The organism is Halomonas qaidamensis (assembly GCF_025917315.1).
GTDB classification, from domain to species: Bacteria; Pseudomonadota; Gammaproteobacteria; order Pseudomonadales; family Halomonadaceae; genus Vreelandella; species Vreelandella qaidamensis.
Window position 1 is genome coordinate 892,311 of sequence record NZ_CP080627.1, and the last position, 26,057, is coordinate 918,367.

Sequence of the window (26,057 nt, forward strand, 5' to 3'; positions counted from 1 at the left end):
AACAAATGGTCAGCTAGATTTATTCGCACTTTTTATTAGCACGCTAGGTATCTCAATGTTATGTGGGCACGTAAGAAGAAATGCAAGGTGTCGCTAGTGCCAGTTAGCAACGTCAACTAGTCGGTGGAGGTGTCGGTCGTATTAAAATCTCGTTCACATCGACATGCGCGGGTTGAGAAAGTGCATAAATCACAGCGTTAGCAATATCACGATCTTCAAGTGCGTGTTCTGGCGGTTCATCAAAGAAGGGGGTATCGACCATGCCAGGCTCGATTAAGGTAACGCGCATACCTGTTCCGCGTAGTTCTTCACGCAGGTTGTAACCGATCCCCGTCACCGCCCACTTTGTGGCGCTATACATCGAGCCTGGAATCGTGGTTCGACCAGCGGCTGAACCGGTTAACAACACATGCCCTTTGCTTCGCTTTAGCGCGGGAAGGCAGGCCTGAAGCGTTAATCCTACGCCATAAATATTGGTCAGGATCATCTCACGCCAAGCATCGTGATCTGCACCGCTAAAGCCGCCGGGGGAGCCACCACGCCCAGCGTTTGCAAAGACTGCATCTATACGACCAAATGTTTCAATTGCTTGATCGACCATGGCTTGCTGTTGTGTCATGTCGGTGACATCCAACGCACATGTCAGCACATTTTCCGGGCCAAGCTCTTGGGCGAGTGCGGTAAGTTTGTTGGTAGAGCGAGCGGCCAGCACTAACTTATAACCTTCACGTGAGGCTGCTCGTGCGGTGGCCGCACCAATTCCGCTTGATGCGCCAGTAATCATTAGGACACGGTGCTGCATAGCGTGTGCTCCTAGCTCATTTATAAAAGGGGAGCTATTAGAATGGCTAATTGGTCACCGTGTTGCAAATGGGCTGTTTAAGCTAGTGTATGTGCTTTTCTTCTTTGCGTTTCAGCATAGAAGATAGGTCGAGTATCGATTGCGCCATATCGGCCATGCTTTTGCTTTGATCCATCGATGTCTTACGCAAAAATCGGTAGGCTTCTTCTTCGGTCATTGCCTGGTACGCCATGATAAGCCCTTTAGCACGTTCAATCAGCTTACGTTCACGCAATGCTTTGCGGGTATTTTCCAGCTCATCACTAAGGCCTTGAAGGTGGCTTGATTGGGCGTGGGCAAGCTCAATCAATGAACGCCCTAATGGTGATGTTAAGGCGCTGGCGGTTAACTCACCTAATGGTTGATTGTCGCTTAAGGCTAGGAGTTGTTCACACGGAGCGAGTGGGGATTTCCCTTGAGGTGTTTCAGCTTGCTCTAAGGCTGATTGGACCTGTGTAATTTTTTGATGGCATAACGCCGTTAATTGACTATTTAGGGTGTCCTCAACGGTTTTAATACTATCGATACGTAACGTTGTCAGTTCGTACCATGTTTCGCCCAGCGCTTTGTCTGTGTGTGCTTTGTCTGTGTGTGCTTTGTCTGTGTATGTGTCGTCTATGGAGGTTTTTTGTTGGGGGTGGCGGTGAGGATGGTGGCAAGTATGATAAGCAGTGTTACGCAGTTGTTGAATCCCTGCGAGTGTCCTCGGCGAGAGAGCCTGTTCCCAAGCGCGCAGAGCCTCAGCAGAGGCAAACTCTTCAAAAGTAGCAAAGCAGCGCTGTTGATCGCGGACTAATCGGCTCAGCAGTTCGCGGTGAGCATCGTCAAAATGCCCTTGGGTAAAGCCAAAGGCACCGCAGGCACGTTCTTGTCCAGCCAGTTCTTTACCTTGCATCAAATGAAAAATAGCCACCAGTGCGCGAGTGATATCCGGGTCTGCCGAGGTATCTGCTGCTTCAAAGACAATGGCAAGAAGGCCACTAATGAGGTGATTAAGTGCTTGTGTTGCCGCATCAGGTGAAACAGCAAACGAATGGATCGCTTGCCGCAGCGTGTCCAGGTCGTCCAGGGCAAGCCAAACCGCAGCGACTCTTCTGATTAAGCGTGCTGCTGCCTGTGGCCGCGCTTCTTTGGTTAATGCTTCTAATCGCTGGCGCATAACCGCTTCGGCTACTTGGCTACGCTCTACATACTCCTTGCGCCGAGTGGCAAACCGCTTACCTTTAGAGACAAGGTAAATCGTTGATGCCCCTCGCTCACGTTGGAGCGCATGAATAAAACCACTAATGTCGCCAACGATCTCTGAGGTGGTGGCTAAATGGTGCAGACTGTCGATATCGCATCGAAGGGCAGTTAAGAGTAGCTGTTGGGCTGAAGACATAATCGTTTCCTTTAACTCCCCGCCTGAGATGAAAGCCCCTCTGTGGTGTGAAACGCCTACAGAGGGGTAAGTAGACATTAGCGTAGTGAAAGTGCGCCTGCGTTCGTATCATCGCCGACTGCATCACGATAGGCTGTTGCTTCTTCGGTTTCTGTTGCATCGCTAAAACGGACTACCAGCACGCACGAAGCGAGTACTAAGACGGTAATGCCAAGATAAAAAAGCCCTTCTTGATAACTGAGGCTTTCACTACGGAATAAAAAAGCGGCAGAGACAGCACCGACATTGCCACCTGCCCCCACGATACCGGCGACTGCCCCCAGTGCTTTTTTATTGATGAAGGGCACCACGCCAAAGGTTGCCCCTTCGGCCATCTGCACAAATAGACTAAATACCAGCATGATGCCGATTGCGAGGCTTAAAATATGCATTTGTGAGAAGGCAATAAGCGCGATGCCTTCACACAGCAGGGCGATAAATAGCCAGCGTACGCGCCCCTTTAAACCGCCTTGCTTGGCGAATAGGTCTGAAAAGACACCGCCAAGAGTACGGGCGAAAATATTCATCAGGCCAAATAAACCTGCGATTAACCCAGCGGTTGCCAGGGTCAGGTCAAACTTGTCGAAGAAGTAAATAGCGGCAATATTGTTGATGGTTAGCTCAACGCCAAAGCAGAGACCATAAACAATAAACAGCGCCCATACGCGAATATCTTTTGCTGCGGCTAGAAAGCTTTGTACTGCGCTATTTTCACCTGTGGCTTCGGGTAGTTCACCGCGGGCGCGCAGCTCGCTAAAGTTGCCATCGGGGGCGTCTTGGGTAAACAGCCAATAGCCAATCCCAGTAAAAAACAGCACCACACCTGGTACCACCATGGCAAGACGCCACCCCAGCGTTTCACTGACGCCAAGCATTAGCAAACCCGAAAAAATTAACGGCATTAGGATTTGTGTTGTTCCACCGCCCAAGTTTCCCCAGCCAGCACTGGTGGCGTTGGCGGTGCCAACCACATTCGGCGCAAACATCATCGTGGTGTGATATTGGGTAATTACAAAAGACGCGCCGATGGCACCGATGGCTAAACGAGCGAGTAAGAAAGTTTCAAAGCTATTGGCAAAACCTATACCCATGACCGGCACGGCCCCCAGCATCAACAAACCGGTATAGGTTTTACAAGGTCCAATTTTGTCGCACAGCACGCCAATGAGCAGGCGGACAATAACGGTAATAGCAACGGAGGCAATAATGGTATTGCCGATCTGGGTTTGAGTGAGTGATAAATCTTCACGGACCACTGCCATCAAGGGAGCGATACCAAACCAGCCAAAAAAGCAGATATGGAACGCGAACCATGAGAAGTGGAAAGCACGCATTTGAGGAGTAGAAAAATTTAGTAGCCGGATGCGGTTAGCTTTATTGCGAATGTCCATGGATGGCCTCACAGAGCAAGCATAATACGAGTGGGTCAAAACAGGCGCTTTTAAAAAAGCACTATGTTGTTGACGAGAACATGCCTTCGCCATTGAAGGGCAGGTTCGACGCACTCGTACCCGTTGGGCCTGGTCCACGCCTACCATCATTTAGTAAGAGTGAAGCAATTAGTTCGCCATAAGACAGTTTTGCAAATAAAGTCAGGGAGTTATTTTACGTGTGATTGATAGGAAGTTTGCTATGTACGTTGCTGATGCACCACAGTGATACAGTTATGGCACAGATGTGCGACATGTGGGTGCCGGTTAGTCGTGTAAATAAACAGCATCAATATCCAGCGTTGAACGCTCACCAATCGCGTCAAAGTGCGTTTCTAGCCAGCGCTCGGCAGCAGTGCGACCTTGTTCAAACAGATAACATAGAAATGCCCACTCTGAGTTCATTTTGCTCGATACTGAGAGATCCTCCAGCGCCTGTTCACCACTAATGCGGTGGAAGAGCGCTTGCTGATAGCAGTTTTCTATTCCTTGCTCATCTAGTGTGCGTTTGAGCAGCGCAATCATGCGTATTTCTTTAATCAGGGCTGAATTAAAGGTGATTTCGTTGAGGCGGTTCATGATGGCTGAGGCAGAGGTAGGTACTTCTTCCCTGCTAATAGGGTTAATTTGTACCAGCAGAATGTCTCGGGCACTACACTCCTCCATTAACGGGAATAGCGCAGGGTTGCCCATATAACCGCCATCCCAATACGCCTCGCCTTCTATCTCAACAGCTTGAAATACAAAAGGCAGGCAAGCAGAGGCCATGACCGCATCTACACTCATTTCTTCGCGGCGAAAAACGCGCTGTTTTCCGGTGCGAACGTTAGTAGCTGTCACAAATAGCTTAAGCTGCTCACAGCGTCTTACACGCTCAAAATCAATATGTTCGGCGACAATATCGCGTAATGGATTAATATTAAGAGGGTTCAGTTGGTAAGGGGAGACCAGGCGGCTTAAAAGATCCATGGCCACATAACCTGGTGAATGATCGAGAGACCAGTTACCGGTCAGCACGTCTAGGGGTGAGCGACGAATTGGACTTGCCATACCCGCTCGGCTAACCGCTTTCCAAAACTGGTGCAGCGCTTGGCGAGCTGTCTCTTTGTTACCGCGGGTAAGGGCATCTGCCATGACCACACCGTTCATCGCACCAGCGCTTGTGCCGCTGATGCCTTCAATGTCGATACGGTCGTCTTCAAGCAATCGATCGATAACCCCCCAAGTGTAAGCGCCGTGGGCACCTCCGCCCTGTAAGGCAAGGTCTATCTTTTTGATCTGCGACATCACTTTTCCCTGCTGAGTGGGTGATTAAATGCGGTAACCCACCCAGCATGGCATAAAAGCATGTGTTTAGTGTATGCCAGTTAAAAAGGCGTACATCACCAAAAGACCCTAGAGCGCGATGTTAAGGAGAATCTGCTAAGGGTGAGGAGTGGCCTATGGCAAGAGGGGTCTCATAAACGGCATGCTCCATCAATTTATCAAGCTGTAGTGCTAGCTGACTGCTGGCCTCTTCCATCATGGCTAGCGCTGCAAGCTGACCATTATGGTCACCTTGGCGGGCAAACGTGAGGGCATCCAAACCGCTTTCATGAAAACGCTTATGGGGAGCAGCTAATGCCTTATAAGCTTGCGTGTACTGGTAGCGACGACCATCCCCTGTAAGGCACCAGTGACTAAGTGAGCAGTGCTGGTGATCCTCTAGGCTCTCTTCAAAGTGGGCTGAAAGTAGCTGCTTATAAAGGCGGCTTTTCCATACTGCATGCTCAAGTTTGGCGGCGTGCAAGTAAGCAGTGGTTGTACTGTGGTGGATGACTTTATACATGTGGCGTGATTGGTCTATCAACTGCTCAATGACATGTTCTGCTGACTGGGCGGCACTGGTTAAAGCCTTTATTTCCTGCTGCTGATAGTCACGGATCTTGGCATCTTCGATAACGTGTGATGCGGTGCGCTCAATCCATTGCGCTAGCTGGTGTGCTAATTGTTGGGAGTGTTCAGATAGCTCTTGCAAATCCTTAACAATCGCTGGCATGCCTGCCGGTTGTTCATGGAAGTGGGCGACTTCCAAGGCCGCAGTGATAGCTAATGCTTTTGTATGGCCTGCGTTATGCGCTAATTCACTACTTAGCTGACGTATATCGTGAAAGGCTTGTTCCGTCACTAACGAAGATGATAAATACGCGTCTGTTTGCTGGCAGCGTTGCCGGTGTTGTTGCAATGTTTGTGCGGTTTGCTCGGCTATGTGGAGACGGCTAAAGGTGTCGGTGAGAGTGGATTGTTCGGTGGCAAGATGCTGAGCGTGGACTTCTACGCCTTTGCTCAACGAGCAAAGCATATCTGCACCTCTGGCCTGAAGCATGCTGAGTGACTCAATCGGCGTCATCAAGCTGATTGCACGGCAACCTTGACGTTTTTTTTCAGCTTCTAGCTGGGCATTCAACGCTGCCACTTCTTGTTCAAGGCGATGGATGGTTTGATAAGGGTGCATAAAAGCAAACATGGCTAGTACCTGCGAACGAGTCAATAGCATTGTGATGTTTTGTCACAAAGTATTGCAGGTGGTTGCCATGAGCGCCGTACTTACAGTCTATTAATGATAAAAACCAGCCTCTTGCGATTTTTGGGTATAGGTTTCTTAATGTGTCTGGATCAGACTTAAAGGTCAGTCTTTCAGAGCAGTCGGCGTGACCTGTTTGACGCTCCATGGGAACAAAATATCCACTATCAGCGTTGAGCCAAGTGATGAGCCCTATCGTTTGGACAACGTAGAAACTGTGATGTCGCCAACCACTCTTCATCAGGGTAGTAGGCAAACACATACTGGTTCTCTTTCAAGCTATCAATAAGCGGATACGTGATATCTTCACGCACGGCTGGGCAGCCGTGGCTACGTCCTAGCCTACCGGTTTGGGTAATAAAATCGTCGCTAACGTAGTCAGCGCCATGGATCACGATCGCTCGTTCGAATGCGAGGTCATTCACCGCAGGCTCTAAGCCATCCAAGCGCAGTGAATAGCCATTACGCCCATAGTAACTATTCATTGTGCGAAAGAGACCGATACTGGATTGATGGCTTTCAGGAATATTGGAAAACACCTCAGCCACCGCATCCCCAGAACCTTGTCCATGGGAAACAAGCTCTTCAAATAGCAGTGTATGCTGATGTAGATCGAAAACCCACATACGTGGCTCGGTGGAGGGTAGCGAGTAGTCAATGACGGCTAAACGCTCAGCGTCAGGATCGGCGCAACTAAGTGACTGAGCCGCGAGCCGAAGTGCTTCTGGCGTCGCCGTTGGTGCTAGTTGCAGTAATTGATGATGTAAAGGAGAAACGCCGGGAGGCGCAGCAGAAGCGACCTGAGCAAAAAAGCTAGCAGCCTGTAAAGGAAGGCTCAATAACACCAGTGGAAGCGATAAAACGATGGTAGAGGCGCGTAAGCAAAAAGACATAGAGAGCAACCCTGCAATAGATATCGACGAAGGAGACATGTAAACGGCTATGATAAACAAAGACAGCGAACAGCGATGAATAGTAACGCAAGGAGGAGCGATGAACGAGACAACGTTAATAAGACGATGGGCGATAGGGATGGCCCTATGTCTGACGCTGACCCAAGCGCCCCATCTGGTTAATAGCGCACAAGCAGAGACAGGTTCGCTTGAGCAGGTGTTAGCTCAACAAACAAAGGCGCAAACGAATGCGTTACTGCCGATTAAGGATTTTTACCAGCAGCTAAATCAGCAGCCCGCCTGGCAAGATGTTACACATGTTGAAGCGCTGGTGAAGGCGTTAAACAGTCTTGAAGACGATGGCTTAAACCCTGAGGATTACGACGCTGACAGCCTGTTAGATGCCTTTCAAGCTAGCCAACAAGCGGGGAAGTTAGCGCAAGCTGATTTTGATATTCAGGCCACGACAGCCTTGCTTTTAGCGCTTGAACATCTTTCGCGGGGCAAGGTGAATCCAAACGAGGTCGAGCCTAAATGGGATATCCCTAGGCCTGAACGTCGTTACTCGCTGTTACGCATCACCCATGCGCTGGAAAATAATGATATTCAGGGCGCGCTTGACTATGTGAGGCCCTCATCATCGGAGTATGCTCAGCTACGCGAGGCACTACGTCATTACCGCACGCTGGCTGAAAAAGGTAGCGTCCCCTATTTGGCGGGCCGAGAGGAGGCGCTTCGACCAGGTGATACCCACGAAGATGTGCAGATACTGCGACAGCGCTTGGCTTATTGGGGCGATGCTAACCTACTGGCCGCGGATAGCAATGCTTACCCAATGATTGGCGTGCAATCAGCCATTAGTGACCAGCGCACCTACGATGCGGAGTTGGAAAGGGCAGTTAGACGTTTTCAGCGTCGTCATCAGCTGCAAGAAGATGGTGTTGTGGGTGAGCGCACGCGACTTGCATTGAACACCCCACTCTCTTCGCGTATCGATCAGCTTCGTGTCAACTTAGAACGGGCTCGGTGGATTAAACCTACGCAAACTGATGAGCCACGAGTTTGGGTTGATATTGCCGGTTATCGATTGCACTACACTCGGCCTAATGGTGAGCACTGGGATGCTCGCGTTGTGGTTGGCACACCACGGCGCGAAACGCCGATTATCCATTCGGCGATTAGCCACTTAACCGTAAACCCTTCATGGACGATTCCGCCGACTATTATGCGTGAGGACGTGCTGCCTCAGGTAAGGCGAGACCCTGGCTATTTAGCACGGCGCAATATTCAAGTGTTAAGTTCTTCCGGTGAGCGGCTTGACGCTGATGCCATTGACTGGCAACGGCCTGGTGCTGTGATGCTGCGTCAAGTATCCGGTGGCGGTAATCCGCTAGGCCGTGTAGTGGTGCGTTTTCCCAATAGTGAAATGATCTATCTACACGATACGCCAGCAAGAGGGTTGTTTCAGCGTGACCAGCGAGCACTAAGCTCTGGTTGTGTCCGCGTTGAAGGCGTCATGGAGTTTGCGCAGCTACTGCTTCAGGATAGTGGTAGTCGCTATCAGCTATCTTCGTTACTTAGCAGCAGTGGAAGTGATCGTAATGTTAATCTGCCTCAGCGCATTCCTGTGGCACTGCACTACTTAACTGCCTGGCCGAATGCCCAAGGGGAGGTTGAGTTTCGCGATGATATTTATCGCCGTGATGCCAGTTTGTTGGCCGCTCTATCACAAGCCGTCTAACGTGATAAGTGGTTGATACATTCAAACCAATAACGCCGCCCAAAAAAGGGCGGCGTTATTGTTTAATGCAAAGCGAGTAGCTTACTGCTCTTCTTGGCGCTCGTAGTTGGCAACGCTGATAGTGCCTGTTTCACCGCTATCTAATGCTGCCAGCATTGGCTCAGCTTGGCGCTGGAAAGCAATTAACGTGTCGCCGCTAAGGCTGGTATTTTCAGGCAGTTCTACGTTCATTGCGTTTACTGGGGTGTTATTAACGATGACTTCGTAATGCAAATGAGGTCCCGTACTACGCCCTGTATTGCCTGAGAGTGCAATGCGCTTGCCCATTTCAATGCGCTCGCCTTGAGTCACTAGGGGGCGTGAAAGGTGTAAATAGCGGGTGCGGTAACCGTTGTCATGGCGAACGACAATGTAGCGTCCAGCGGCATGATGATTGCCTACCCGTTCCACTCGGCCATTGGCCGGAGCCACAATGGGAGTACCAATGGGCATTGCAAAGTCGGTACCGTTATGGGGGCTGATACGGCCAGTCACAGGGTGTTTGCGGCGCGGGTTGAAATGGGAACTCAGACGATAGCTGCCTTCAAAGGGATAGCGCGAAAAAGCAGGGTCTAAGCTGCTTCCTTCGGGTGTATAAAAGTTGCTATCGGTGGCATTGCGAAGGAGCGTTAAGTCCATGCGTTCGCCGTCATACTTAACCGCTAGAACACGAGAATCGAGCGCTTCTCCGTCAATCATGTCTGATTCAACTAACACCTGGAAGCGATCCCCTCGACGACTGTCGCGGCGAAAGTCGAGTTTCTTTTCAAGTAGTCGGGTTAGTTCGGTAACGGCACCGCTGCTTAAGCCCGTTGCTTGGGCAGAGCGTGCAAAGCTACCGCTTACGCTACCTGCATAAAGGCGCTGTACTGCTTCACCTTGGCGCTCAATAATGGTGGCGGCAAAGTGCTCTTCATCCCGCTCAAGTAAGATGCCGTCGCGGGTGTTTTTCATCATACGCAGAGACAGTAAACGACCATTTTCATCTAACTGATAGTCGAAGCTATGACCGGCGCGCCAATGAGTGAACATGCGCGGATCTTCTAGGCCCTCTAGCAGTGTCAGCACTTCGCTGTAGCCAAGGCCCAACTTCTCCTGTCCTAGCAGTGCAAATGTTTCACCAGACTCGACAATATGCGTCTTCCACTTAGGAACGTAGGGTTCGTCTGTGGCAAGTTCCAGTTCAAGAAACGAGACATCATCAAATAGCTCAATGCCATAGTCTTCATACGAAGTAGCATCGGCAATTTCGACAGAGGATGTATTGTCGACATCAAGCATGCCACTTGAAAGCGTCCCTAATACCACGGCCATGTGAAGCGCACCTTCATCAAGCTGAGTACTAGCATGGGGGGCATTTGTTACGACGCTAGCCATGGAGGCTTCTGCGCTGGTAATCACATCCAGGTCGACAATTTCCGTTGGTGTGAGATCGTCCAGCGGGATATGGTCGCGCGTAGCATCAATGGCGCGTGAGGCTCTATCAATGGCTTCAGCAACGGGAGTGCGCTCTTGGCGCAACGAAGGAACCCCAGGAGCAGAATCGCTGGGAAGCGGTACAAGCACGCTCTCCAGCGGTGTGTGAGTTTGGTTTAGATCGTGATAGGTCGTGATTAACTTTTGTGTGCCCAGCACAGTGACCATAGTAGCCACAGGTAACAGTAACAATTTATGCGTGCGGGGCAGCGAATAAAGAATTCGCAACATGGGTAAATGGGCCGCCGAGTTCGTGATAAATAAGTAACATGAAAGAAAGTGAACCCAGGAACCATACCCCATGACAGCAAGAGTGAACAGACTGTATGCCTATACACTAAATGCTCTTTTACTGGAATGAGGAAACAATAAGATAAGGAGCGCTGTTTTTGAACACTGTTCGCTAAAAAAATTATTTTTTTGAAAAGCCGAGGAAATAAATTAATACGCTAATTAACCATAGGGAAGTGGTGATAGGCAATAATTTTCACTCACTATTAAAAGTAAAATTAAGGATATGGTGGAGTTGTAGTGGTCTTGTGATAGGTCTGTATAAGTTGTAGGTGCTTGAAAGCCCGCCACACACCAGAAACTGATTGCTAAGCACAATCTTTAGATTGCAAGGCGCTTTCTGTGAAAGGCACGTGGTATAGAATTTCTTTTTTTGTAATAAATTGATTTTTTCTGTATCTGGCAAAGTTAGCCTCAACAAGCAGCTGTTAACAAGCAGTTGTTGAAGGTGCTGTCGTGCTTAGTAAGCCGGCTAGGGCAGTCTGCTGAATAGGAATAATTGTTTATAAGCAAGTACTCAGCGCTTTTTCCTGGCATCCTAGAAGGGTTTTCGAAGATTAAGCGGATTATTTCGCTGTTTAGCGTCGAGGGAATCGAAATGTCTCGAGTAACTCTTGCACAGTGGCAGATGCTGGCAGCCGTTGTTGACCATGGTGGGTTTGCGCGGGCGGCGGAGGCTATTCATAAAAGCCCATCTACGCTTAACCATGCTGTGCACAAGCTAGAAGAGCAGTTGGGTGTTCAGGTATTGGAGCCGGTAGGCCGGCAGGTGCGTTTAACTGAAGCAGGCGAGCTATTGCTGCGCCGAGCACGCCAGTTAATTGAAAGTGCCGCCTCATTAGAAGACGTGGCGACACGTTTGGCAGCAGGGCTGGAAGCGGAAGTGGTGGTGGCGATTGATCAAATTTTTCCAGCCGCCGCCCAAGCGAAAGCACTTGAGCGTTTCTCGGAAACGTATCCTCAAGTCAGAGTGCAGCTACATGAAAGTGTGCTTAATGGCGGTACGGAAATGCTTCACGATGGCCGTGCTGACCTGGTGGTCTCAGGTATTGAAGCGCAAGGCTTTTTAGGGGAGCCATTGGTTAATGTGCGATTTATTGCGGTGGCACACCCGGGGCATATTTTACATCAGCTTGGACGTTCGTTGGATTTGCGTGATCTTGCCCAACACCGGCAACTGGTGGTGCGTGACTCAGCGCTACGCCAGTCTACCAATGCGGGATGGCTTAAAGCAGAGCAGCGTTGGACAGTGAGTCACTTACATACCTCGTTGGATATGCTGACGCGTGGGTTAGGGTTTGCCTGGATGCCAGAAACCCGGATTGCTGATGAACTTGCCTCTGGGCAGCTAAAGCCTTTACCGCTAAGCGCTGGTGGGATTCGTGAGGTGCCAATGCAACTGATATTTAGAGACCGAGACCGAGCGGGTCCTGCAGCCCATGCCATGGCGCAAGCATTGAAGCAGGGAGTAACAGAACTCTGCCCTCAGGATTCGATTTCCTCGAATGAATCACCGTAAAACATCCGCTTGAGCATCTGGTAGGCGGGCGTATGCTGAATGTAATCAGTACGAATAATGCGTTTGTTGCATTTTCTTATTACAACAGGAGGCGCCCCGATGGGACTGCTTGTTAATGGCGAATGGGTTGATCAGTGGTACGACACTAAAAAGCATGGCGGTGAATTTGTCCGCGAGTCTGCTCAGCTGCGTGATTGGATTGGTGAAGCAGCTGAAACAGGGGCTGAAACAGATGGGCGAAGCTATCCCGCGCAAGCAGATCGTTACCACCTTTACGTATCGCTTGCCTGTCCTTGGGCGCATCGAATCCTCATTATGCGCAAGCTAAAAGGGCTGGAATCACTCATTGGCGCCTCACACGTCAGTCCATTAATGCTGGATAAGGGCTGGACATACGATCAAAGCGAAGGTGCCAGCGGGGATCCTATCAATCACGTCGATTATCATCATCAACTCTATACCATGACTGACCCCGCTTATACGGGGCGGGTCACAGTGCCGGTGCTTTGGGATAAACAACGCAGTGCAATAATTAATAATGAGTCAGCTGATTTGATGCGCATTTTTAATCGCGCGTTTGATGAGTTAACCGGTAATGATTTAGATTTTTATCCTGAAGACTTGCGTAGCATTATTGATGACGTCAATGATGATGTGTACGACCATATTAATAACGGTGTTTACAAGTCGGGCTTTGCAACAGAGCAGCAGGTGTACGAAAAACACGTACAGGCCCTATTCGATGCCTTGGATCGCATGGAAAAACGCTTGAGTGAGCATCGCTATTTAGCGGGAGAATGGTTAACGGAGGCGGATATTCGTCTGTTCACTACGCTGATCCGTTTTGATGCTGTCTACTATGGTCATTTTAAATGTAATTTTAAGCGCATCGAAGATTACCCAAATCTCGCCCATTACGTTCGCGAACTATATCAGTGGCCAGGTATAGCAGAGACGGTCAACATGGATCATATAAAGCGCCACTATTACTACAGTCACGACACGATTAATCCAACCCGCATCGTGCCTGCCGGGCCGCTATTAGGATTAGAACGTCCTCATGACCGTGAACGCTTACCAGGGCAGGGCATTCGCCGCCGAGCATCATAGGCTATAAATAACTACTGCTAAGAGTCATTGTTAATAGAAAGGGCCACCCAGAAATTGGGTGGCCCTTTTTGCTAATTAACCGCTAGATTGAACGATTTAAGCTAAACCGCTTACTCGTTATCATTAACGGCTTCGCGAGTAGACTGCCAAGCGCTTTGAGCGCCTTCTTTGGTGGTTTGCCATGCATCACGCGCATTGTTTTTGGTCTGCTCCCACCAATCACGATCATAGGTGGGGAACGACTCAACCTCTTCTTGAGAGGCATCAAGCATAATGCGGTGTTCGGTATCGCCGTCACTTTCTGTATGGGTTTCCAATGTAAATTGGTCAGAATTGACGACAATTTCGCGACCACCCAGGCCTAGCACCGCGCCGCTCTCGATCACCAACGCCGAAATTCGCATCTCTTCATCAAAGAGTATGTCTTCGACTTCACCAATTTCTTCGCCAGAACCGCCGTTAAAGAACACCTCTGCATCCAGGATATCGTCAGCAGAGTACATTCCTTGGGGTTCGGTAGACGCCTGAACACCAAACGCTAAACTGCTTAGAAAGGCAGCACTGATCGCGGTCGTGAATAGTGATTTACGCATAGCATCTCTCCATGGGGCTATCAATGTGCGATGTAAAGTACGCAGTTACTCGGCCAATCTTATAAGCCGTTCGCCCAATCATCAGCACGCCGCTCGGCTTCTTCCTGCTCCAAGCCATATTTCTGCTGTAACTTGCCGACAAGTTGATCTTTTTTGCCGCCAATTTGGGTAAGCTCATCGTCAGTTAGTTCACCCCAGCTGGCGCGCGCTTTTCCCTTCATCTCTTTCCAGTTGCCTTCTATCTGATCCCAGTTCATAGCATCACTCCTTGAAGTTAGTGAACATTAGTTAATAAATATCAGTAGGCATCTCTCAGGTTAGACGAACAGCGAGTATGTGCAAGTCTGAATGTTGATAGCGGTAAATGTAAAAAAACTAGTCATAAGCTATTTGCGATGTTAGGATGCGCCCTCCTCGCATGTGTTGACCCCTCCATCACGACGATAAGCAGTTTCCAATGTAGCTTTGACTACAAAGCGAAATGCTTGCGGGAACATCTTGCCAACTGCAGATGTTCATTGCTGTGAAGATGGCGCGCCTCCAGCATTTCACCAAACGGGTGAAATCGGCGCAGAAGGTCGCCACAGCGGTTGGCCCGCTAACGCGAGTTTGCTAACCGAATGCTAGGTGCGACCGGCGTCTCCGACTCCACTGATGATGATATCCGCTTTGCGGATCCTTGCTTATTAATATGCACGGTTACGCGTATTAACAAGCAGAGTCAGAGACGCTTACGATGTTTTTTGCCGGAAAAACCGGCCTACCAAGGTGTGATTAATGACCTCGACTTCTGTCGCTTCGCCGAGCTTCGGCGATCTTGCTCTGTTGCCTGCCGTTCTCTCTGCTGTTGAAGCACAAGGCTACGAAATTCCTTCGCCGATCCAGGCGCAGACTATTCCTGCGTTGTTGGAAGGCCGCGATATGCTGGGCCAAGCACAAACCGGCACCGGCAAAACTGCTGCGTTTGCATTGCCATTGTTATCGCGTTTAGAACTTACCCGTCGCGAGCCTCAAGTACTGGTTATGGCTCCAACCCGTGAACTTGCTCAGCAGGTTGCGGCTTCGTTCAGTAAATATGGCCAAAACCTTAAGGGTCTTGAAGTAGCGATCCTTTGTGGTGGTCAAGAATACCGTGAACAGTTAGGCGCGCTAAAGCGCGGTGCCCAAGTCATTGTTGGCACCCCTGGCCGTATTATCGATCACCTAGATCGCGGTAGTCTGAAACTCGACGGTCTTTCAGCACTGGTGCTGGATGAAGCTGACGAAATGCTGCGCATGGGCTTTATCGACGACGTAAAACGCGTGGTTGCCGATACCCCTAAAGATGCTCAGCGTGTGTTTTTCTCGGCAACGCTGCCGACTGAAATCGAGCGCATTGTTAACCGCTACTTGGTTAATCCGGTGAAAGTCGCGATTGAGTCGCGCACCACAACCGGCGAAAACATTGAGCAGCGCATTGTGCGTGTTGATGGTGGTGCTAAGCTCGAAGCCCTGGCACGTATTCTGGAAGTTGAGCCAGTCGATGGGGCCATCGTCTTTGTGCGTACTCGTGCTGCTTGTACCACGCTGGTTGAACAGCTGACAGCGCGTGGTGTTAACGCGGCTGGTCTGTCTGGCGATCTGGACCAAAGCCTGCGTGAACGCACCATTACACGTTTGAAGCGCGGCAAAGTTGATGTGTTGATTGCGACAGACGTCGCTGCGCGCGGTCTTGACGTGTCGCGTATTACTCACGTTATTAACTACGATCTGCCCCAAGACGCAGAAGCGTATACCCACCGTATCGGTCGTACCGGTCGTGCGGGGCGTAGCGGTATCGCGATTACGTTCGCAGGTTTCCGTGAAGGCCGTAAAGTGGGCTGGATGGAGCAGGCGACCGGTCAGAAAATGACCGAAATGCCGCTGCCAGACGAAGCAGCTATTCGCGCTCACCGTGATGAAGTGTTCCATCATCGCGTTGTGGCGGCACTGACCAAAGGTGCTGAAGAACAGCGTGCGTTGGTTGAGCGCCTGGTAGAAGAAGGCCATGACGCCGTTGAGCTAGCCTGTGCCTTTGCCGCTATGGCGCGTGCTGACGAAGCACCGATTGGTCGCTTGCAGGCACCGCGTAAAGAGAAGCCGATGCGTGATGGCGCGCCTGGTGCCAAGCCAGGTGGTCGTCGCGAGCGTTCCAGCGCACCTAGCGAAGGTATGATTCGTTACCGTGTTTCCGTTGGCCATAAAGATGGCGTTAAGCCTGGCCAACTGGTTGGCGCACTGGCGAACGAAGGTGGTATCGAAGGCGGTCGTATCGGTCGTATCGATATTCGTAACGCTTTCTCGGTCGTTGAGCTGCCCAGTGGTTTGCCTTCCACAATTCTGGCGAAAATGGCACGTGCCCGTGTTGCTGGCCGCCCGCTAGAAATCAGTGAAGACAGCGCTCCTGAGCGTGCGCCACGTCGTCGCCGTGATGATGGTGATGCGCCAGTTCGTCGCCGCGAACGCGCTTAAGTTAATGTGTAGCGCCCTATAGTGGTGCTTCAAAACGACGTTTAACGATCGTTCTATCCCCTTACGCTTAACGGCGTAAGGGGATTTTTTTTGCCTGTTATTGTCGCCGGAAAGTTGAGCTACGCTAGTACGGTCATCAATCAACAAAAGGGACATGCATGGACGCGTCACTACATGAATGGAATCTAGCTCCAAAAGAGGCGATAGCACTGCAAAAAACGTTGGCAAAACGACTCGAAACTGCTGATCGTATCGACTCTGTACAGCACATCGCAGGGGTGGATATTGGGTTTGAAGCAGGCGGTGATATTACTCGGGCAGCGGTCGTTGTTTTAATGTGGCAGCCTGACAGCACACAGCATTTGGCTGTGGTAGAGCAGGTGGTTCATCGTGAACCAACGCGTATGCCCTATATTCCTGGCCTGCTCTCTTTTCGTGAAATTCCAGCCGCTCTGGAAGCGTTCGCTAAGCTTACGATCAGACCTGAGCTGGTAATGGTCGACGGTCAGGGAATTGCCCATCCTCGACGGCTTGGCGTAGCTGCTCACCTGGGGCTATGGCTAAATTTACCGACGGTCGGCATCGCTAAATCCCGATTAACGGGTCAGTATGAAGAGGTGGGAAATATGCGTGGTGATTGGGTGCCTCTAACATCAGGTAAAGACGTTATTGGTGCCGTGCTACGCTCGAGGGAAAATGTGAAGCCGGTATTCGTATCACCTGGACATCGATTATCCCTTGAAACATCGCTTGACTGGGTGGTGCGCTGTTTAGGGCGCACCAAGTTACCAGAACCCACGCGACTAGCGGATCGGCTTGCGTCAAGACGCGACCAAAAGCGGCTTATATAAAACGTAGGAAATGGCGCAACAGGCCAGAGGCTGCTTGAGTATCGGTGATGGCATTAATAAGTGCGTCAGGATTTTCACCTTGATCGCGCAATGCGGCCTTCTGGCGCTCGATATAAGCATGCATGACTGCGGGGGTAAACTCCGGGTGAAACTGAACACTCCACTGACGCGGGCCATAACGCAACGCTTGATGAGCATCGTGGCTGTTATGCGCTAACACGGTGGTGTTAGGGGGCAATTGCATGACGGCTTGCGCATGGGTCAGGTGGGCAGGAAAGTGTGAAGGTAGCATGCTAAAGAGAGGGTCTTGATTGCCCGCTTGGGTAAGCCGTACGTTGCGCGTTCCTGATTCTCTTCCTGCAGGGTGGTAATCGCTAATGCCACCGAAGGCCGATGCCATTAGCTGGTGGCCATAGCACACGCCAAGCATAGGGACATTCTCGTCTAGCGCTTGCACAAGCCAAGGTTTTAGCGCCTCGCTCCACGGCTCCTGTTCGCTCACCATGCTATGGGACCCCGTGAGCATAATGCCTGCGAATGAGGTAGGAGAAGAGGGAACGCCTTGTTTGCGTGCATCCCAAACGCTTAGCGACACGTGTTCTGGCAGTGCAGTCGTCAGTTGATTAATAAAGAGCTGTTCGAAATCACCGTATTGATCGACCACTTCAGGAAAAGCGTCACCGGTTTTGATAATGACTAAAGAGGTCATGGCGTTCCCGTCGTTGTTTGAGATGGATCGTGAAATATGGATCGTGTGAGATGCGTTGTGTCAGAGGAAAGGTTAGCCCAATCAGGGTATTACCCTGTAAGCTGATACGTCTCACCATACACCTTTTTCGCTTTATATTAGGAGCCTTATATGCAAAAGATAACCCGTGCTGGCGAGCCTATGGATGTTGCGGGCACGCTGCCTGCTCCAGGTGATGTTGCTCCTCTGATGACGCTTACCAATACTGATCTGGAGGATGTCACCCTTGACACCTACTCGGGCAAGCGCAAAGTGTTGAATATTATCCCAAGTGTGGATACGCCCACGTGTGCGGTGTCTACACGGCGGTTTAATGAGCTGGCCTCGCAACTGGATAATACCGTTGTGCTGGTCGTGTCTGCTGATCTGCCGTTTGCAGCTAAGCGTTTTTGTGGCGCAGAGGGATTGGATAATGTGGAAACCTTGTCCACCTTCCGCCATCGAGAGTTCCAAGAGGCCTGGGGTGTCGCGCTTGCTAATAGTGCAATGGAAGGATTGTGCGCTCGTGCCGTGGTAGTGCTCGACGCGGATAACCGCGTGTTGCACAGTGAACTGGTGAGTGAGCTGAAAAATGAGCCAAATTACGATGCAGCGCTAGCGTCACTAAAGCGCTAATGTTGAAGCACTGATCAGCGCAATGCGTGCCGGTCTATCGCGCATCTTATCAGCGTCTGTTCTTAGCGTTCATGCTTTGCCGCCGCCACTAGTGCGCTGATTAAGCGCTGTTGGGGGCGGTTAAAGATAAGCCACTCCGGATGCCACTGAACGCCGATTAAAAAGTCATGGTTTGTGGACTCAATTCCCTGCACTAGCCCATCCCGGTCGCGGGCAACAATATTAATGCCGTCACCAGCTTTATTAACCGCCTGATGGTGCAGGCTATTCACGCGACACCACGTGACGCCTAGTAGCTGATAAAGCTTGCTACCTCCGACAATATCTACGGTTTTGCGTGGTAAAACCGTACGCCGTCGCTTAAGCCCTTCATGGGTGGTGTAGATGTCAGGGTCGAGAGTGCCGCCCAAATGGACGTTGATTAGTTGAGCCCCGCGGCAAATTCCCAGCACAGGGGTGTTTTGCGGAATAAAACGGCCGAGTAGATTGAGTTCCAGTTCATCGCGGGCCGGATCCAGCCGTACGTCTAGCTGTACTTCGCCGCCGTAAAGATGTGCTTGAATATCATCGCCACCACCAATAATTAGACCGTCTAAGTACTCAGGCAAGGGGCGTGAAGGAGATAAGCGCAGCGGCTTACCCCCATGGCGCCATACGGCGAACCAGTCAAACCACCAGGCTAGATGACTTTTTTGATCAGAGGTTGTAATCCCAATAAGCGGTCGAGACATGCTGGCAAGTTCTCACTAAGGCAGTGTATTTAGGATGACTTAAATAGGCCAAGCAGCTTCGTTTTACAGCGTCTCCACCAAGGCTGGCTGTGTTCGGCAATATATTCATCGCAGCGCGCACGCAGTACATTACTGTTTGCGGCTAACTTTTCTACCTCGACCCAGCGATTCCATTCCACTACCGACCCCCAGCCAGGATGCGAGAGCTGCGCGTTTGGTAGTCGGTAGTGAAAGGTGGGACGTGGTTTGGTGAGCTGTCCATGCAGCAGTTCATGGGGGTGATCTGGGCGTAGATGGGCAAATAACGGTAACAAATCTAGCTCCCGATTCCGCGTAGGGTTGTAGTGTAGATAGTCATTAATAAACGTATCTAGGTCGGGCTGATAGCCAGAGTCGAGAATTTTTAGCGCGTACTCTTTATGAAATGGGTTCGCGTGTGGCAGTACTTCACGGGTAATGTCGACTTTTATTTCATCACGTAGCCAGCTGGCTAGTAGCAAATAGGCCTGCATCATCGATAAAAGGTAATCAACGTCAAAACGCTCTACTTCAGGATTTAAATGCAGTCCAAATCCATAGAGTAAGCTGGCATCTGTTCCTTTTGCGCCTTTATCACGAAGGGCATCAAATAGTTGGTCTAGTTCGTTTAGCTCATCCCAAGGAATCGGTGGACAGACAATTTCTGTAGGCACTAAGCCAGTGACCATGTCGCCAATCAGTTCGCGGGTCTTTTGATGGAACTCGATTCGCCGCTGATGCTGCTGGCGTGCCCATTCACTATCGCTTTCATGGTGGTCTTCCAGTAGCGTCTTGTCAGGATGGGCATACTGGGTATCTAGCTCGATACCGAACTCCCCCCATCGTGTTGCTTCTACCAGTAGCCGATGGGGACTTACCACGTTAAGCTCACCTCCAAATAGCTCGCGTACCAGTTCAGCGGTATCACGCGGCGGCAGTCCGGCGAATTCAATTTCTACACCGACGCGCCTTGTTTTTCCGTTACTGTTAGTACGGTTAGGAGGAGCTTGCAGCGTCATCTCGGTATCCTTGAGGTGAACGTTTAGGCCACCAGCCTATCATAGTCACGCGTTAAGGCTGAGGGTATTAAATTAAGTAAACGCTAACTAACCGACGGGTCAGGTCGGTCTATTTCCGGGAGTCAAATGTGCGACAGCACTGGATAATTAATATCGTGTTAAGCGTTTTTTTAACGCTGTTCATAAGTCTGGCAACCCAGGCTCAAGCACAAGGTGTTTCTCTGCCTAGCCTGGGCGGCAGCAATAATGCATCAGAAGAGCAGAGCGTTAGTGATGAAAGTTTCCAAAGCTCGCTTAATGATGTGATCTCAATGTTGGAGAACGAAGAGCAGCGTAAAGCGTTGCTGGACTCCCTGCGTGAATTACAGCTCACCACCGATGCAACCCAAGAGGACAAAATCGTCCATCAAGGTTTATTAGGTGCGTTAGCCGATACCCTGTCTGATATTGGTGAGCAGGCTCAGGCTGGTGATTCACCGATTGACGAATGGTCACGACAATTAGTCCAAGGGGCTGCCGATTTACGCGCATTAAATGATGGAGCCGACCAGGGTGAAGCGGTGCGTGCAGTGGCAGACGGTGCCGTTCTTGCGTTTGTTTGGGTGGTGCTGTTGGTCGTTATGATTGCGTTTGGTCGCTTAATCGCCACGCGGCGGGAATGGCCGCTGGACTTACCGCGAGACCCAAAAGCATGGCTACTGGCAATGCACTTTTTACGCCGTATGCTGCCTTGGGCGCTGTCATTCGCGATTACGTTGGGGATTGGGCAGATATTACCTTACAGCCCAGGGCGTACGGTTGTATTGGTTATCGCTTATGTGTGTGTCTGTGGTCGTGCGTTATCGGTAGTGATTGAAACGGTCATCGCGTTTTTCAGCCGAGGCCACCGTTTTACAGCGGTACAGGTGCTGCAACAAAAAGCCTTGCGCGGCCTGTTTGTGATTGGCGCATTAATTGCTTTGGGCGACGCAGTAAATTCCACTCGTTTGGTTGAGTTGTTGGGTAGTGAGCTTTCCAGTTTGGTTTCGGTCCTTGCGAATATGCTGGCGGCGCTGCTTTCGGCGCGCTTCATATTTAAGTTTAAACGACCTGTCCGCCATTTGATCTGTAACCGCCCTTACAAGCAGCGCCGGGATGCTAGCGCCGCCGTTGAAATGATTCGTGCACTGGGCGGCCTCTGGCATATTCCTGCGCTATTGCTGGTAGGCGGCTCATTATTGGCCATCTTTATTACCGTAGGAGATGTGGGTACAGCGCTTGCACGCTCGATTATTTCAGCAAGTTTATTGGTATTGACGTTAGTGGTGACGGGCTTGCTGAGACGTCAATCTGAGCGCTTAGGTAAACGCCGTCATCGTCGCCGTTACAGTCAGTATCGTAAGCGCTTAGAGCGCTTTGGCTTTGTACTTGCTCACCTTTGCGCCTGGATGGTGTTCGCTGAACTGTTTATGCAGGTTTGGGGCGGTTCGCTTTTTGGCCTTGGTCAACAAGCGGTAGCTAGTGCCCGCATTGGTCAAGCGTTGGTAAGCCTAGGGTCAACTATTTTACTGGCTTGGTTGGTATGGATATTTGCTGATACGGCGATTCAGCGGGCGCTAACGTCATCTGCGCGCTCTCGTGGTAGGCGAGTGAATCAAGCTAGGGCGCAAACCATTACGCCGATGATTCGTAATGTGATTTTTGTCACGATCTTGATTATCGCAGTCATTGCCGGGCTAGCAAATCTTGGGGTTAACGTTACGCCACTACTTGCGGGTGCGGGTGTTATCGGCTTGGCGATTGGTTTTGGTGCCCAAACGTTGGTGCAGGATTTAATCACCGGGATCTTTATTCTGATTGAAGATTCACTAGCCGTGGACGATTTCGTTCAGATTAATGGCCACATGGGGACTGTTGAGGGCTTAACGCTACGCACAGTGAAGCTGCGTGATTTGGATGGTGTTGTCCATATCATTACCTTTAGCCGTATTGAGTCGATTCATAACATGTCGCGCCAGTTCGGGATTGCGTTGATGCGGATTCGTATCCCATATGCGATGAAAATTGATGATGCGATTACGCTGATGCAAGAAACAGCGCAAGAGCTTCGCAAAGATCCTATGATGCGCCACTATATTTGGTCACCCTTAGAAATGCAGGGTATCCAAGGGTTTGAGGATGGATGCCCCATTCTGCGAATGCGTTTTCGCACAGCGCCCGAAATGCAGTGGGATGTATCGCGTGCCTTTAATCTTCTATTGAAGCAACGCATGGAAGCGCAGGAGATCGATCTGGGCGTACCACGTCTCAGTGTCAGCATGGAAGCACGCTCGGAAGATAGTAGGCAAGATCGTATGCCCGAAGAGAGCACGAAAACAGAGAGCATGAAAACAGAGAGCACTGGCACCGATTTCACGCTTGACGAGCCGGGTGACCAGAGCGGGGGAGACAAGAGCTTGAGGGGAAAGACCAGCGATGAGGGCGGCGACAATAGCCCCCATAAGCGACCTACGCCACCAAAACCCGCTCCGCGTCCGACAGAAGCAGAAATGCGCCGAGATGACCGAGAGCGGGCCGGATTATCATCCCATACCAAGCCCAAGGCCCAAGGTGAGCCCAAGGGCGAGTCCTATGCCAACGCCAAGGGTGAACAGGGTGATGAGTAACCATGGGCCTTTAAAACGTCTCCAGCGGTTATAAAGCGATACCGCTAGGCTAACGCGGTCAATCAGCTCATCATGGCGTGAGATGGCGTTATCGGGGGGCAGGGAAAAGTCATTGGCTACATTACCTTGCCAATGCGCTCCGTGGGTTAGCCCAAGCCTAGCCCGTAACTGGCCTATATCACTGACCGTTTTGTGGAGCTTGTTGTAAGCGTCGCGATGCTCTGCAACGCCCAGCACGGTTTCAGCATCTTGGCGCAGTGCGCTGTTTGGGCAGTGCGCCACCGCGTTTTCGATGTCTTGATCGCTCGCATCGGGTGTCAGAGCCAGTCGTTGATACAAGTCGCGCATAATGTTCGAGTTGATACTCGCCGTCGGTGTGGGCACTGAGCCCGTTAGTGTTAACACTAATCTGGTTAGGTGTTTTGCATTAAATAGTCATAGGCACTTTTGATCCGCTGAAAGCGCGTTGAGGCCATTGCGACTTGGTGTTCACTCGCCGAATAGAACCGGTCAGGATGGTGCAACTGTGCCATGCGTCGATAGGCGCGGCGTATATCGGCACGGTTCGCGCCAGGCGTCAGCCCTAATACCGCCAGCGCCCTAGTGGTTCTATCAGGGGGCGGTGAGGGGCGTTCTCCCTGTTGTTGTCGATGTTGTTGTCGCTGTTGGCGACGTGTTTCTTCCTGCTGAGTCTGCTCTTGTTGCCAGCGCTGACGCTCTTGCTGTTGGCTGTGTTCTTGTTGCTTGCGGCGCTCTTTTTGCTTGTTTTTTTCTTGCTTGGCCTGCTCCTTTTGGGCCTTTTCTCGGCGGGCTTCGTTTTGTTGGTGCTGTTTATTTTGCCGCTTTTGTTGCTGTTGTTCCGTTTTAGCACGTTGGCCCTGTTCTGCTTTTTCCTGAGCCTCTTTTGCCTTCTGCTCCGCAGCATGTGCATCGCGTGCTTTGCGCGCGTGATAGTCTGGATCATGCACTTGCCAATAAGCGTCTCGACTTGGATCCTCTGCCGGTGGTAGTGGCTTACCCATTAGCTCATGAAAAAGAGTGTTGAACGTGGCAGGCGTGACGTTTAGCAAGTCCGCAAGGAAACCTAGAATATAATGATTATTTAAGGATAAGTCGCCATCGTCGGTAGCAACAGTAATCGCTTGGTGAAGTATGCTTAGACTACGCTCGTTGGAACACTCTTTGCGCACCACCTCAGCCGCAAGCTGAATAGCTTGAAGGTCTTGGCTATGGGCAATACCCATCACTGGCCCAAGTTCGTGCCCGTGGCGAAATTGCGCGGTGACCTGGGCTAGACGGCGTCGCCGCTGGCCTTCGGTCACCTGTTGGCGATGCACAAGCACCCAAGCTAGCAATAGTAGTGTTGCCGTATCCACTTGGCTGCGGCTTTTTAGCAGCAACAGCTCAAAGGGTGAAAAACGGGCAATGGACATTCCCTGGCTCCAAGGCAAAGACGGTGACCGCAGCGGTGTTTAAACAGGCCAGCCTGATAATGATTGGCCATGGTATATCATCGCGTTACGCAATGAAGTAGGAGATTCGTTAGGTGATCAATGTTGAGCGTAAAAACAGCTTTCAGCTGAGGCTCACTCGACGGCTCAAGGAAGAAACGTCGCACACGCTCGATGTTTACCTATTTGTGCCCAAAGAGCTTGGGCTTAGCACCCATGTTATTTCCGAAGAAGCGTTTTATCACGGCGCGATCAACGTTTCACGTACTTACTATAGTGATGAGTACCATTTGCCGCTGGTTCACAGCCGGTTAGCGAGCCGCAATCAGCTAGGCAGCGATTCTTATCGGCTAAGCTTAAGTTTATACGCTTACCAATACGTTGGTGCGTTAGAACGAACGACACAGGCAATGCTGGTTCGGGCTCGAAAACTGCGTCATGCCCCCAGCGATCAGCGCCAAGAGAGTGGTGAGTTCCAAGAACTCGCCGATGCTCTCCGTGATCAACTCTATGAAATGAGCGATTTGAGCGAAGGCATTCTTAAACGGTTGCGTCGCAATTCGCCTACAGATGAGCGGCTCTATAAATACTTTGCCAATATCGATAATTACCTTTCTTGGTTTACTGAGCAGCAGCTGTTGGCATTAGTAGCGCATATGCCTCGTGGTGGAGAATTTAGTGAGATTAAGCGCCGCTTTATCATTGTCTGCCAACGGGAAAGTGATTACCGAAAAGAGCAGGAGTATAACGCTGAGCGGGTAATGGACGACCCTACCCGTATGTCGAATAAAATGCGCTTGTTACGACGACTTATTGAGCATCCAATTACGTTGAAACAGCGCGCCTTAGAGCTTGGCAGCGGCGAACAAAAAGCCGTAAAAGCATTGGCTACAGCAGTAGTAATGACCTTTGTATCACTGGGTGTGCTCCATTTACGCAGCGTGCTGGGTGATGTTACGGCGCTGTTTGTGCTAGCAATGGCACTGCTTTATGCGATGCGGGAAGTGTTTAAAGACGATCTACGCAATACGTTATGGCGCTGGCTTCGACGTGGAAGGCCGAAATGGCGCCGTCAATATATTGACCCCACCCGTAATCAATCGGTCGGACGGCAGTTAGAGTGGTTCGACTATAAACGCTATGCTGCACTGGATGAAGATATTCAACAAATGCGTCGCCGCACAGTCGCTCAACGTGAGGAAGAGGTGCTTCATTACCGTTCCAGCTCACGTATGTCACCCACCCGGTTTTTAAGCGGCTACGAACATACCCGTGAAACGTTGCATATTGACCTTTCCATGCTGACGCGCCTAATGAGCAAAGAGAAGCACTTCATTTACCGTTTGAAAGAAGGGCAGGCTGTTAGAGAGAGTGTTGAAAGGCGCCACCTGTTTAACTTGGTTATTCGTGAAACCGGGAGTGAAGACACAACCTACCTCGCTCGGTGGAAAGTGGTGGTGAGTCGCTCAGGTATTGTTGATGTCGAAAAAGTCGCTGAAGAAAATGTGGCTAAAGCCAACAAATAAACTGCGTTGGATCAATAGATTGCCACTGATGCTAGGCTCGCATAGCG

At 50.7% G+C, this 26,057-nt stretch carries 22 protein-coding genes; 8 read left to right on the plus strand and 14 right to left on the minus strand.

Annotation, left to right across the window (positions count from 1 at the left end; all coding sequences use genetic code 11):
* Positions 1-112 precede the first annotated feature (112 nt).
* The 6 genes from K1Y77_RS04185 to K1Y77_RS04210 all read right to left on the minus strand — a co-directional run bounded on the left by K1Y77_RS04185 (position 113) and on the right by K1Y77_RS04210 (position 7,147).
* The gene (locus tag K1Y77_RS04185; RefSeq protein WP_030069903.1) at positions 113-802 is read right to left on the minus strand and encodes an SDR family oxidoreductase; all 690 of its coding nucleotides are present in this window, start codon (positions 800-802) and stop codon (positions 113-115) included.
* Positions 803-884: 82 nt separating this feature from the next.
* Entirely contained in the window at positions 885-2,222 is a 1,338-nt protein-coding gene (locus tag K1Y77_RS04190; RefSeq protein WP_264430497.1) for a nitrate regulatory protein, read from the minus strand.
* A gap of 77 nt (positions 2,223-2,299) precedes the next feature.
* The gene (locus K1Y77_RS04195) at positions 2,300-3,652 is read right to left on the minus strand and encodes an MFS transporter (protein WP_264430499.1); all 1,353 of its coding nucleotides are present in this window, start codon (positions 3,650-3,652) and stop codon (positions 2,300-2,302) included.
* 306 nt (positions 3,653-3,958) lie between these two features.
* The gene (locus K1Y77_RS04200) at positions 3,959-4,978 is read right to left on the minus strand and encodes a patatin-like phospholipase family protein (RefSeq protein ID WP_264430502.1); all 1,020 of its coding nucleotides are present in this window, start codon (positions 4,976-4,978) and stop codon (positions 3,959-3,961) included.
* A 121-nt stretch (positions 4,979-5,099) separates the two neighbouring features.
* The gene (locus K1Y77_RS04205) at positions 5,100-6,197 is read right to left on the minus strand and encodes a CZB domain-containing protein (protein ID WP_030069907.1); all 1,098 of its coding nucleotides are present in this window, start codon (positions 6,195-6,197) and stop codon (positions 5,100-5,102) included.
* A 224-nt stretch (positions 6,198-6,421) separates the two neighbouring features.
* A complete protein-coding gene (locus tag K1Y77_RS04210) occupies positions 6,422-7,147 on the minus strand; it encodes a murein L,D-transpeptidase catalytic domain family protein (RefSeq protein WP_030069908.1) in 726 nt (241 codons plus the stop codon).
* A 100-nt stretch (positions 7,148-7,247) separates the two neighbouring features.
* Here K1Y77_RS04210 and K1Y77_RS04215 point away from each other — a divergent pair, with 100 nt between their 5' ends.
* Positions 7,248-8,888: a L,D-transpeptidase family protein gene (locus K1Y77_RS04215; protein ID WP_264430506.1), complete on the plus strand. Its 1,641-nt coding sequence runs from the start codon at positions 7,248-7,250 to the stop codon at positions 8,886-8,888.
* Positions 8,889-8,969: 81 nt separating this feature from the next.
* On the opposite strand, the gene K1Y77_RS04220 is transcribed toward K1Y77_RS04215, so the two are convergent.
* Positions 8,970-10,634: a peptidoglycan DD-metalloendopeptidase family protein gene (locus tag K1Y77_RS04220; RefSeq protein WP_030069910.1), complete on the minus strand. Its 1,665-nt coding sequence runs from the start codon at positions 10,632-10,634 to the stop codon at positions 8,970-8,972.
* Between the two features lie 658 nt (positions 10,635-11,292).
* Between K1Y77_RS04220 and K1Y77_RS04225 the strand changes: the two genes are divergently transcribed.
* Complete coding sequence (locus K1Y77_RS04225; RefSeq protein ID WP_030069911.1) at positions 11,293-12,213, plus strand: LysR family transcriptional regulator; 921 nt, start codon at positions 11,293-11,295, stop codon at positions 12,211-12,213.
* A 99-nt stretch (positions 12,214-12,312) separates the two neighbouring features.
* Positions 12,313-13,323 carry a glutathione S-transferase family protein gene (locus K1Y77_RS04230; RefSeq protein ID WP_264430509.1) on the plus strand — a complete coding sequence of 337 codons (1,011 nt, stop codon included), beginning with the start codon at positions 12,313-12,315 and terminating at the stop codon, positions 13,321-13,323.
* A gap of 110 nt (positions 13,324-13,433) precedes the next feature.
* Here K1Y77_RS04230 and K1Y77_RS04235 read toward each other — a convergent pair whose 3' ends face one another.
* Together K1Y77_RS04235 and K1Y77_RS04240 are read right to left on the minus strand one after the other, a co-directional pair.
* Positions 13,434-13,916 (minus strand): PRC-barrel domain-containing protein, encoded by a 483-nt coding sequence (locus tag K1Y77_RS04235; RefSeq protein ID WP_030069913.1) that lies wholly within the window; start codon positions 13,914-13,916, stop codon positions 13,434-13,436.
* A 59-nt stretch (positions 13,917-13,975) separates the two neighbouring features.
* A complete protein-coding gene (locus tag K1Y77_RS04240) occupies positions 13,976-14,173 on the minus strand; it encodes a CsbD family protein (RefSeq protein ID WP_030069930.1) in 198 nt (65 codons plus the stop codon).
* Between the two features lie 520 nt (positions 14,174-14,693).
* Between K1Y77_RS04240 and K1Y77_RS04245 the strand changes: the two genes are divergently transcribed.
* Complete coding sequence (locus K1Y77_RS04245) at positions 14,694-16,406, plus strand: DEAD/DEAH box helicase (protein ID WP_264430512.1); 1,713 nt, start codon at positions 14,694-14,696, stop codon at positions 16,404-16,406.
* Between the two features lie 158 nt (positions 16,407-16,564).
* On the plus strand, positions 16,565-17,257 hold the full coding sequence (gene nfi, locus K1Y77_RS04250) for a deoxyribonuclease V (RefSeq protein ID WP_030069934.1): 693 nt from the start codon (positions 16,565-16,567) through the stop codon (positions 17,255-17,257).
* Here nfi and K1Y77_RS04255 read toward each other — a convergent pair.
* On the minus strand, positions 17,250-17,966 hold the full coding sequence (locus K1Y77_RS04255; protein ID WP_264430516.1) for a glutamine amidotransferase: 717 nt from the start codon (positions 17,964-17,966) through the stop codon (positions 17,250-17,252). The genes nfi and K1Y77_RS04255 overlap by 8 nt on opposite strands.
* 150 nt (positions 17,967-18,116) lie before the next feature.
* On the opposite strand from K1Y77_RS04255, the gene tpx reads away from it, so the two are divergent.
* Complete coding sequence (gene tpx / locus K1Y77_RS04260; RefSeq protein WP_030069939.1) at positions 18,117-18,620, plus strand: thiol peroxidase; 504 nt, start codon at positions 18,117-18,119, stop codon at positions 18,618-18,620.
* A gap of 62 nt (positions 18,621-18,682) precedes the next feature.
* Here tpx and K1Y77_RS04265 read toward each other — a convergent pair whose 3' ends face one another.
* Positions 18,683-19,351, minus strand: coding sequence for a gamma-glutamyl-gamma-aminobutyrate hydrolase family protein (locus K1Y77_RS04265; protein ID WP_030069941.1), 669 nt, complete (start codon positions 19,349-19,351; stop codon positions 18,683-18,685).
* 29 nt (positions 19,352-19,380) lie between these two features.
* Positions 19,381-20,388: an amidoligase family protein gene (locus K1Y77_RS04270; protein ID WP_030069943.1), complete on the minus strand. Its 1,008-nt coding sequence runs from the start codon at positions 20,386-20,388 to the stop codon at positions 19,381-19,383.
* Positions 20,389-20,516: 128 nt separating this feature from the next.
* Here K1Y77_RS04270 and K1Y77_RS04275 point away from each other — a divergent pair, with 128 nt between their 5' ends.
* Positions 20,517-23,033, plus strand: coding sequence for a mechanosensitive ion channel domain-containing protein (locus K1Y77_RS04275; protein ID WP_264430518.1), 2,517 nt, complete (start codon positions 20,517-20,519; stop codon positions 23,031-23,033).
* Here K1Y77_RS04275 and K1Y77_RS04280 read toward each other — a convergent pair.
* Both K1Y77_RS04280 and K1Y77_RS04285 read right to left on the minus strand, forming a co-directional pair.
* The gene (locus K1Y77_RS04280) at positions 22,950-23,417 is read right to left on the minus strand and encodes a hypothetical protein (RefSeq protein ID WP_232222331.1); all 468 of its coding nucleotides are present in this window, start codon (positions 23,415-23,417) and stop codon (positions 22,950-22,952) included. The two genes, K1Y77_RS04275 and K1Y77_RS04280, sit on opposite strands and share 84 nt — an antisense overlap.
* A 29-nt stretch (positions 23,418-23,446) precedes the next feature.
* Positions 23,447-24,466, minus strand: a complete 1,020-nt coding sequence (locus K1Y77_RS04285) for a J domain-containing protein (RefSeq protein WP_264430521.1) — start codon at positions 24,464-24,466, stop codon at positions 23,447-23,449.
* A gap of 113 nt (positions 24,467-24,579) precedes the next feature.
* Here K1Y77_RS04285 and K1Y77_RS04290 point away from each other — a divergent pair, with 113 nt between their 5' ends.
* Complete coding sequence (locus tag K1Y77_RS04290; protein ID WP_264018671.1) at positions 24,580-26,010, plus strand: hypothetical protein; 1,431 nt, start codon at positions 24,580-24,582, stop codon at positions 26,008-26,010.
* Positions 26,011-26,057 lie beyond the last annotated feature (47 nt).

What these genes read in the sequence shown, in the direction of transcription:
- K1Y77_RS04265 (WP_030069941.1), bottom strand. Translation starts at nt 19,351, where the DNA reads ATGTCTCGACCGCTTATTGGGATTACAACCTCTGATCAAAAAAGTCAT.
- K1Y77_RS04200 (WP_264430502.1), bottom strand. Translation starts at nt 4,978, where the DNA reads ATGTCGCAGATCAAAAAGATAGACCTTGCCTTACAGGGCGGAGGTGCC.
- K1Y77_RS04220 (WP_030069910.1), bottom strand. Translation starts at nt 10,634, where the DNA reads ATGTTGCGAATTCTTTATTCGCTGCCCCGCACGCATAAATTGTTACTG.
- K1Y77_RS04245 (WP_264430512.1), top strand. Translation starts at nt 14,694, where the DNA reads ATGACCTCGACTTCTGTCGCTTCGCCGAGCTTCGGCGATCTTGCTCTG.
- K1Y77_RS04230 (WP_264430509.1), top strand. Translation starts at nt 12,313, where the DNA reads ATGGGACTGCTTGTTAATGGCGAATGGGTTGATCAGTGGTACGACACT.
- K1Y77_RS04270 (WP_030069943.1), bottom strand. Translation starts at nt 20,388, where the DNA reads ATGACGCTGCAAGCTCCTCCTAACCGTACTAACAGTAACGGAAAAACA.
- K1Y77_RS04240 (WP_030069930.1), bottom strand. Translation starts at nt 14,173, where the DNA reads ATGAACTGGGATCAGATAGAAGGCAACTGGAAAGAGATGAAGGGAAAA.
- K1Y77_RS04285 (WP_264430521.1), bottom strand. Translation starts at nt 24,466, where the DNA reads ATGTCCATTGCCCGTTTTTCACCCTTTGAGCTGTTGCTGCTAAAAAGC.
- K1Y77_RS04255 (WP_264430516.1), bottom strand. Translation starts at nt 17,966, where the DNA reads ATGACCTCTTTAGTCATTATCAAAACCGGTGACGCTTTTCCTGAAGTG.
- K1Y77_RS04185 (WP_030069903.1), bottom strand. Translation starts at nt 802, where the DNA reads ATGCAGCACCGTGTCCTAATGATTACTGGCGCATCAAGCGGAATTGGT.
- K1Y77_RS04225 (WP_030069911.1), top strand. Translation starts at nt 11,293, where the DNA reads ATGTCTCGAGTAACTCTTGCACAGTGGCAGATGCTGGCAGCCGTTGTT.
- K1Y77_RS04210 (WP_030069908.1), bottom strand. Translation starts at nt 7,147, where the DNA reads ATGTCTTTTTGCTTACGCGCCTCTACCATCGTTTTATCGCTTCCACTG.
- nfi (WP_030069934.1), top strand. Translation starts at nt 16,565, where the DNA reads ATGGACGCGTCACTACATGAATGGAATCTAGCTCCAAAAGAGGCGATA.
- K1Y77_RS04205 (WP_030069907.1), bottom strand. Translation starts at nt 6,197, where the DNA reads ATGTTTGCTTTTATGCACCCTTATCAAACCATCCATCGCCTTGAACAA.
- K1Y77_RS04215 (WP_264430506.1), top strand. Translation starts at nt 7,248, where the DNA reads ATGAACGAGACAACGTTAATAAGACGATGGGCGATAGGGATGGCCCTA.
- K1Y77_RS04235 (WP_030069913.1), bottom strand. Translation starts at nt 13,916, where the DNA reads ATGCGTAAATCACTATTCACGACCGCGATCAGTGCTGCCTTTCTAAGC.
- K1Y77_RS04190 (WP_264430497.1), bottom strand. Translation starts at nt 2,222, where the DNA reads ATGTCTTCAGCCCAACAGCTACTCTTAACTGCCCTTCGATGCGATATC.
- tpx (WP_030069939.1), top strand. Translation starts at nt 18,117, where the DNA reads ATGCAAAAGATAACCCGTGCTGGCGAGCCTATGGATGTTGCGGGCACG.
- K1Y77_RS04195 (WP_264430499.1), bottom strand. Translation starts at nt 3,652, where the DNA reads ATGGACATTCGCAATAAAGCTAACCGCATCCGGCTACTAAATTTTTCT.